Here is a 535-nt window from a genome sequence, read left to right as displayed (position 1 = left end):
CGATCGACGCCGCGCATCCGCAGGGCAACGCCTTCAGCGACGACACCAAGGACCTGCACACCTACGGCCTGTCCTTCGGCACGAAGTGGGTGACCATCCACGACACCGCGACCGATCCGGCCTCGGCCGGGTTCGACGCGAACGCGCTGGCCAAGGCGGCCGGGGCCACCCCGTTCAAGCGGCCGGAGAACGGGCAGTTCCGGCCGGGCAGCGGCTTCCGCGAGTTCTACTTCGACGAGACCGGCGACACCAACGCCACCAGCACGGCCAACGACGGCTACGGCGGCTGGGGTGCGGTGCTCAAGCTCAGCCAGGCCGACCCGAAGGCCGACACCGGCACGTTGTCGCTGGTCTACAACGGCGACAAGGAGCACACCGGTCTGGACAACGTGACGTTCCTGGACAATGACCACGTCGCCTTCGTCGAGGACGCGGGCGACAGCCTGCACACCCAGCGCGGGCTGCTGGACTCGGCGTACCTGTTCGACCTGCGCGCCGACTACGCTCACGGCGCCCAGCCGGTGCGGTTCCTCGC

Annotated in this window: 1 pseudogene; it reads left to right on the top strand. The window is 69.3% G+C overall.

The features are described 5' to 3' along the window. Nucleotides 1–535 (top strand): annotated as a pseudogene (locus ISP_RS27785) (DUF839 domain-containing protein); the annotation flags it as partial.

The organism is Amycolatopsis mediterranei, from assembly GCF_026017845.1.
Classification (GTDB): Bacteria; Actinomycetota; Actinomycetes; order Mycobacteriales; family Pseudonocardiaceae; genus Amycolatopsis; species Amycolatopsis mediterranei.
The sequence above is the reverse complement of the archived record's forward strand: the minus strand, read 5'-3'. Positions and strand labels throughout refer to the sequence as shown.